We start from the raw sequence: 7,533 nt of genomic DNA, 5'->3' as shown, positions 1-7,533 counted from the left end.
GCAGTTCTGCTGCAGCGGCTGCCACACGGCCTTCGGCATCCTGCATGCGCACGGGCTCGATTCGTATTACGGCTTTGCTGAACGTCGCGAAGCGCCCGTGCGGGCCTCGGGTCGCCGCTACGACGAGTTCGATCATCCCGCCTTCGCCAACCTGTACATCACGGCGGGGCCCAGCGGCCTGTCGCGCACCGAGCTCTATCTCGAGGGCGTGCACTGTGCGTCGTGTGTCTGGCTGGTGGAGCGCGTGCCGCTGCTCGTGCCCGGTGTGATGCGGGCCGAGCTCGATGTCCGACGGTCGTTGGCGGTGATCGAGTGGGACATTTCCACGGTGCCGTTGTCGCGGATTGCGCAGTCGCTCGACACCCTCGGCTATCCGCCGCATCCGTTTCGCGGCGTGGCGCGTGCCGACATGCGCAAGCGCGAAGATCGCGCGATGCTCGTGCGCATCGGCATCGCTGGTGCCATTGCGATCAACGTCATGCTCGCGGCCTTGGCGCTCTACGCCGGCGAACTGAACACCATGGACGCCAGCCTTACGCGGTTCTTCCGGTGGGTGAGTTTTGCGATCACCGTACCGGCGTTCATCTGGCCGGGTCGCGTATTCTTCACCGGCGCCTGGGCGTCGCTGCGCACCCGCGCGTTGCACATGGACCTGCCGATCGCGATCGCGCTCGCCGCCGGATTCATTCGCGGCGCCATGAATACGATCACCGATACCGGTCCGATCTACTTCGACGGGTTGGCCCTGCTGATTTTCGCCCTGCTCGTGGGACGTTTCCTGCAGCAGCGCGGTCAGCGCATGGCCGTCGATGCCGCCGAAGAGCTGCATGCGATCGCGCCGAGCACCGCCCGCATCGTCGAGCGGGAGGTGGGGAAGGAGACCCTGCGTGATATCCCCAGCGAGGCACTGCTGCCGGGCATGCTGTTGGATGTGCGGGCGGGCGAGTCGTTCCCCGCCGACGGCGTCGTGACACGAGGGCACTCGAGTGTGAATGCCGCGCTGCTCACGGGCGAATCGCGTCCGACCTCGGTAAGCGTGGGGCAGATGGTATACGCCGGCACGCTCAACGTAGAGTCGCCGCTGCGCGTGCAGGTCGAGCAGGCCGGTGAAACGAGTCGCATCGCCAAGCTCATGCGACAGGTGGAAGACAGCGCCAAGCGACGCGCCCCCATCGTGCAGACGGCCAATCGCATGGCCGGCATCTTTACGGCCGTCGTGCTCATCGCGGCAGCGACGACATTCGTGATCAAGCTACAGTTGTCGCCGGCGCATGCGCTCGATGATGCCATCGCGCTGCTGATCGTGACCTGCCCCTGCGCGCTCGCCCTGGCCACGCCGCTGGCCATCACGGTGGCGGTCGGTCGCGCCGCGCGTCGCGGCATGTTGATCAAGGGCGGCGATGCGCTCGAGCTGTTGGCCGCGCCGGGTATCCTCGTGCTCGACAAGACCGGCACGATCACCGAAGGACGCACCGCGCTTGCCGCGTGGCATGGTCCCGACTGGGTCAAGCCACTGGTGTTGGCGCTGGAGGAGGGGTCCTCCCATCCTCTCGCCGACGGCTTCCGCCGCGCGTGGCCCGGACTACCCGTCGCTCTGGTGTCCGCCTCGCGGCACATCGCCGGTGGCGGCCTCGAAGGCACGGTCGATGGCCGCGTGGTGCGCATCGGATCGCCGCGATTCGTGCGGGAATCGGTCGTGTCAGTCGACCCGACGATCGGACGGGTGATGGACGACCTCGATCGTACACTGACGCCCGTTCACATCGCGATCGATGGGGTGCTCGTGGCGATCGCAGGCCTCGGCGACCGCGTTCGGGACGACGCGCTCGAATCGCTGCGGCTGTTGCGAGCGCGCGGGTGGCGCACGGTGATGCTGAGTGGTGATGCGCCGGACGTGGTGGCGTCGGTGGGTCGAGCGCTCACCTTCCCCGCGCACGATGCCATCGGCGCCGCCTCGCCCGAGGACAAACTCGCGTTTGTCGAGCAGCTGAAGGCCACCTCCGAACGCACCGTCGTCATGGTAGGGGATGGCGTGAACGACGCCGCCGCCATCGCCGCCGCCCATGTTGGTATCGGCGTCCACGGTGGCGCCGAAGCCTGTCTCGCAACCGCCGACATCTACCTCACACGCCCCGGACTCGGCGCGCTGGTCGAACTCACGGAAGGCTCGCGTCGCACGTTACACGTGATTCGGCGCAGCATCGCGCTGTCGATCGGGTACAACCTCATCGGAGCCACCCTGGCCGTGTTCGGCCTGCTGACCCCGCTCATCGCCGCGATCCTCATGCCGACGAGCTCGATCACCGTCGTTCTGGGCTCGTGGTACGGCACCACCTTTGCACGATCCACGACCCCGGAGTCGGTCTCATGAGTGTCATCTATCTGGTTCTGCCGCTGGCCCTGATCATCGTCGGTGGTGCGGTGCTGGCGTTCGTCTGGAGCGCCCAAAGCGGGCAATACGATGACCTGGAGACGCCGGCGGTTCGGGTGCTCCACGACTGACCACGTGGGCGGACAGGGTAACGGTGGGGGCGAACGTGTGGGCGGCGAGGGAAGCGACGCTCCGATGCCGACGGCGAAATGGCCGAGCTCGCCAAGCTCATCGCAGCGCCGCGTCGGGGCGGACGTCACACGTTCGACACCGTGGTGGCGCGAGCGACCTTCCCGCGCAACATTACCAGCATGAGTAATGCCGAGACGAGTTCCCACCGGGACGTTCCGGAGCGCCGTCACAATCCGCGGCTACGCGAATTGGTGGACGAGATGCTCGCCTCCATCCGCGCCGCCGCGAATGTCGAGCTGTGGACCCCTGAAGAGCGAGACCGCTGCGAAACCGACATGGCTCGTATCATGCAAACGGTGCGGACGCACGCCGTCGATACCGACAAGCGCGCGGGTCTCGAATAGCCGGTCACCCGCTGAACGCTGCCAACGATACCGCGCGTGAGGCGCGGCTGGATGCGATCTGCGCCGAGGGGTGGAGCATCTGGGAGCGGTTCGAGCACAACGTGCGCGACCGATACTTCCATTCCTTCATCGCCGCCGATTACGACGCGGTTCGACGAGCCCTGATCGCGCACCGTGCCCCCGGGGCCCGCTTTCTCGAATGGGGATCGGCCACCGGCGTCATCGCCATCATGGCCGACATCGTGGGGTTCGAGGCCTACGGCATCGAACTGGATGCCGCGTTGGTGACCACCGCCCGCGCCTTGGCCGCCCGTTTCGACTCACGGGCACAATTCGTGACCGGTAGCTTTCTCCCCACCGGCTACCGGCGGCTTGGCGGCGACGGCGCGTCCGAGACCATCGGAGACGGACCATCGGGCTATCTCCAGCTCGGTCGCGCCCTCGACGACTTCGACGTCGTGTTCGGCTACCCGTGGGATGACGACGCCCCTCTGATGCACGATCTCATGCGACAATACGGACGACCGGACGCTCTGCTCCTGCTCAACGACACCGCACGTGGTGTGCGCGCCTTCCGAGGCGGTCGCGAACTGACGAACCCGCAGTGACGGCGCCGTCGCGCCCTACCGGGCTTCGTCGCGAGCTCGGCGTGATTGCCCTCGCCTCCACCGGCATCTGCTCGATGGTGGGAGCCGGCATCAACATCGTGCCCTTCGCGCTCCAGCGCACCGTGCCCGGTGTCGGCGACTGGGTACTCGTGGCCTACGCTCTCGCGGCGGTCCCGGCGGTGCTGGCCGCGCTGTGCTACGCGATGCTCGGCAGCGCCATGCCGCGCGCCGGCGGATCGTACGTGTACGCCAGCCGCGCAATCGGCCCCTACGCCGGCTTTCTCGCCAGCTTCTCGCAATGGTTCGGTCTGTGCATCGCGATCGGCGTGGTGTCGTATGTCATTCCCCCGTTTCTGCGCGACATCGCCGCAGCGGCGCAGTGGACCACGGTGGCCGCCGCACTCGATCAGCGCCCGCTGCGACTGGCCCTCGCACTCGCCTTCCTGTGGACGTTCGTGTTCGTGAACCTGCGTGGTGTGCGTGCGGTGGCGAATACGCTCCTCCCGCTCATGCTGATCATGTTCGTCTGCGGCGGCCTGGTGATCGTCACCGGATTCTCGCATGCGCCGGCCGACTACGCGGAACTGCTCGCGTCGCAACAGCGCGCGCTGCCACCGGAGCCGGCGCGCGCCTCGTTCTGGCTCGTCGTGCCACCGGCGGCGGCGATCCTGTTCTCGAGCTTCATCGGCTTCGATGCGATCGCGCAGGCCGGTGGCGAAGCGAAGAACCCCTCGCGCTCGATTCCGCTGGCGATCGGACTCACCATCGTGATCGTCGGCGCGTTCTACTTCCTGTTCACCGCCGCCGTGTATCACACGGTGCCGTGGTGGCATGTCGCCGCCGAGAGTCGCGTGCGCGATGTCACGGCCCCGGGGCTGCTGTCGCCGCTCACGTCGCCGCTCGTGGCCATCATCATGGTGTCGGGCGCAGCGGTCTCGCTCATCAACGACCTGCCCGGCATGCTGCTGGGCGTGTCGCGCCTCTGCTTCGCGTGGGCGGAAGACGGAGTCTTTCCGCAAGGACTTGCCGTCGTGCACACCCGATACGGCACGCCGCACGTGGCGCTGTTCGTATCGGCGGTGCTGGCCACCATCGGCATCTTCGGCGGTCACTTCGCCGGCGACTTTTTTCTCGGCGTCGACATTCTGGTCACTGCCATGCTGGTGAACTTCATCATCATGGCGCTGTCGGTGCTGCGACTCCCGTCGCGCAATCCCGCGTTGGCGCAGGCTATGCGCGTGCTCCCGTCGCGCGCGGTGCAGGTCGCGGTGGCCAGCACGGCCGTCGTGTTGTTGTCCGTGCTGCTGGTGGTGCACACCTGGCGTGACCTGCATACCGATGTGGCTGTTTGGTACGCGCGCTCCACGCCCGTCTGGGTCATCGTGATGATCATCGGCAGCGCGATCTACTGGCGCGAAACGCGCGCCCTGGCTCGCCGCGGCGGCGACCTGAACGCGATCACCTCCGTACTTCCTCCTGAATAGATGACAACGATTCCCCGTTATCCGCTCGCCCCCGGTCTCGAGATCTCCCGTGTTCTCACCGGCCTGTGGCAATTGGCCGACATGGAGCGCGATGGCCGCGTGTTCGATCGCGAGGCGGCCGCGCACGCCATGGCCGAGTACGCGGAGCATGGCTTCACGACGTTCGACATGGCCGATCACTACGGGTCGGCCGAAGAAGTGGCGGGACTCTTCCGGCAGCAGGTTCGCCCCGGTGCACCGGTGCAGTGCCTCACCAAGTGGGTACCCGAGCCCGGCCCTGTCACACCGGCCGATGTGCGCGCGGCCATCGATCGCGCCTGCGCGCGACTACGCACGGACCGCATCGATGTGCTCCAATTTCACGCGTGGACCTTCGCCGACCCGCGCTGGCTCGATGCCTTGTGGTATCTGGAAGCGGAGCGCGATGCCGGACGCATCGGCGCGATCGGCCTCACGAATGTCGATACCGCGCATCTGCGCGTGGCCGTGGCCAGCGGCATTCGCATCGCCAGCAATCAGGTGAGTGGATCGCTGCTCGACACGCGCTTTACCACGAAGCTGGCGCCGTACGCGTTGGCGCACGGCGTCGGGCTGCTCTGCTACGGCACCCTGCTGGGCGGATTCCTCAGCGATCGCTGGCTTGGCGCGGCCGAACCCGACTGGGACGCGCTGAGCACCTGGTCGCAGATGAAGTACGGCCGGTTCATTCGCGCTGCCGGCGGCTGGGCGCCGTTTCAGGGCGTGCTGCGCGCGGCGCACACCGTGGCGAAGAAGCACGGCGTCTCGATTGCCGCCGTGGCCAGCAAGTGGGTGCTCGACCAGTCCGGCGTGGCCGGCGTGATTGTTGGTGCGCGGCTCGGCCAGTCGGCGCATGTGGCCGACACGGCCAAGCTATTCACCTTCACACTCGACGAGAGCGATCACCGCGCCATCGCCGAGGCGCAGTCGGCGCTCACGGCGATTCCCGGCGACTGTGGCGATGAGTACCGCCACGCGCCGTATCTCACGGCCAGTGGTGACCTCAGCCATCATGTATCGCAGTTCCCCGCGCCGTTCACCACACGCCCCGGCGTGAACGGACGCACGCTCGCGCTCAGCGGCACCGTGTGGGAGCCAATGGCTGGCTATAGCCGCGCCGTGCGCAAAGGCCAGTCGATCAGCGTGTCTGGTACCACCGCGACCCACGGCGATCGCCTGATCGGCGGGACCGACGCGGCCGCGCAGGCACACTTCGCCATCGACAAGATTGCCGGCGCCATTCAATCGCTGGGCGGCACGTTGGAAGACGTGGTCCGCACCCGCGTGTTCGTGTCCAACGTGGCGCATTGGGAGCCGGTCGCGCGCGCCCATGGCGAACGCTTCGGCCACATCCTGCCGGCGAACACGCTGGTGGAAGCGCGGCTCGTAGGCGCCGAGTATCTGGTGGAAATCGAAGCGGACGCAATCCTGGCCGATGCGATCATCGCCGAATCCTGAACCTCCTTCCCTCCGAGATCGCTGTCATGACGTTCCGTCTCCGTTCCCATTCGCCGATGGCCGCCGCGCTCGTGGCGTGCGCCGCACTCTCGCTCTCCGCCTCACCCGCTGCTGCGCAGGGCAAAGCCGCCGATCCGCTGGCGGCCGAAATCGAGACGCGCATGACGGCCGTGATGCCCAAAGTCGTCGCGTGGCGTCGCGACATTCACGAGCACCCTGAACTGTCGAATCAGGAAACGCGCACGGCCGCGTTAGTGGAGAAACATCTGCGCGCCCTTGGCCTCGAGGTGCAGCCGAACGTGGGCAAGACCGGCGTGATCGGCATCCTGCGTGGTGGGAAGCCGGGGCCAGTGGTCGCGCTGCGCGCCGACATGGATGCGCTCCCTGTGACCGAGTTGGTGGACCTGCCCTTCAAGAGCAAGGTCCGCACGATGTACAACGGTCAGGAAGTGGGCGTAATGCACGCCTGCGGTCATGACAATCATGTGGCGATCATGATGGGCACCGCCGAGGTGCTGGCCGGCATGAAGGAGCGCATTCCCGGCACGGTGAAGTTCATTTTCCAGCCCGCCGAGGAAGGACTCGGTGGCGCCGAGGCAATGATCGCCGACGGCGCACTGCAGAACCCGCGCCCCTCCGCGATCTTCGGATTGCATGTGTGGCCGTCGGCGCTGGGATCGCTGAGCACGCGTGCCGGCGGCTTCATGGCCGCCGCCGATCAGATCGACATCGTGGTGAAGGGCCGGCAGACGCACGGCTCGGCGCCGTGGTCGGGGGTCGATCCGATCGTGATCGCCGCGCAGATCGTGATGGGACTGCAGACGGTAGCCAGCCGCCAGATCGATGTCACGTCGGCCCCGGCGGTCATCACGATCGGCATGATTCAGGGCGGCAACCGCGGCAACATCATTCCCGACAGCGTGGTGATGATTGGCACCATCCGCACCTTCGACCCCGACATGCGCAAGGACATTCACGCGCGCGTGAAGCGTACCGTGGAAGACATCGCGACGTCCGGCGGTGCGACCGCACGCGTCACGCTGTCGATCGGCGGATTG

Annotated in this window: 7 protein-coding genes; all 7 read left to right on the top strand. The window is 67.1% G+C overall.

Annotated features, from left to right (window positions below; all coding sequences use genetic code 11):
• Positions 1–2,371: heavy metal translocating P-type ATPase (locus tag ACIRA7_RS13450; RefSeq protein WP_396221360.1), on the top strand; the 2,371-nt coding region annotated here is incomplete at its 5' end.
• Positions 2,368–2,502: a cbb3-type cytochrome oxidase assembly protein CcoS gene (gene ccoS / locus ACIRA7_RS13445; protein WP_396221359.1), complete on the top strand. Its 135-nt coding sequence runs from the start codon at positions 2,368–2,370 to the stop codon at positions 2,500–2,502. The genes ACIRA7_RS13450 and ccoS, both read left to right, overlap by 4 nt.
• A gap of 78 nt (positions 2,503–2,580) precedes the next feature.
• On the top strand, positions 2,581–2,907 hold the full coding sequence (locus ACIRA7_RS13440) for a hypothetical protein (protein ID WP_396221358.1): 327 nt from the start codon (positions 2,581–2,583) through the stop codon (positions 2,905–2,907).
• Between the two features lie 101 nt (positions 2,908–3,008).
• Positions 3,009–3,515: a hypothetical protein gene (locus ACIRA7_RS13435; protein ID WP_396221357.1), complete on the top strand. Its 507-nt coding sequence runs from the start codon at positions 3,009–3,011 to the stop codon at positions 3,513–3,515.
• On the top strand, positions 3,512–4,999 hold the full coding sequence (locus tag ACIRA7_RS13430; RefSeq protein WP_396221356.1) for an APC family permease: 1,488 nt from the start codon (positions 3,512–3,514) through the stop codon (positions 4,997–4,999). Before ACIRA7_RS13435 ends, ACIRA7_RS13430 begins: the two co-directional genes overlap by 4 nt.
• Positions 5,000–6,475 carry an aldo/keto reductase gene (locus ACIRA7_RS13425; protein WP_396221355.1) on the top strand — a complete coding sequence of 492 codons (1,476 nt, stop codon included), beginning with the start codon at positions 5,000–5,002 and terminating at the stop codon, positions 6,473–6,475.
• Positions 6,476–6,501: 26 nt separating this feature from the next.
• The coding region (locus tag ACIRA7_RS13420; RefSeq protein ID WP_396221354.1) for an amidohydrolase at positions 6,502–7,533 on the top strand (1,032 nt) is incomplete at its 3' end.

Origin of the sequence: Gemmatimonas sp. (assembly GCF_044376735.1) — a bacterium.
Lineage (GTDB): Bacteria > Gemmatimonadota > Gemmatimonadetes > Gemmatimonadales > Gemmatimonadaceae > Gemmatimonas.
Note: the sequence above shows the minus strand (reverse complement) of the source record. Positions and strands in the feature narration are given on the sequence as shown.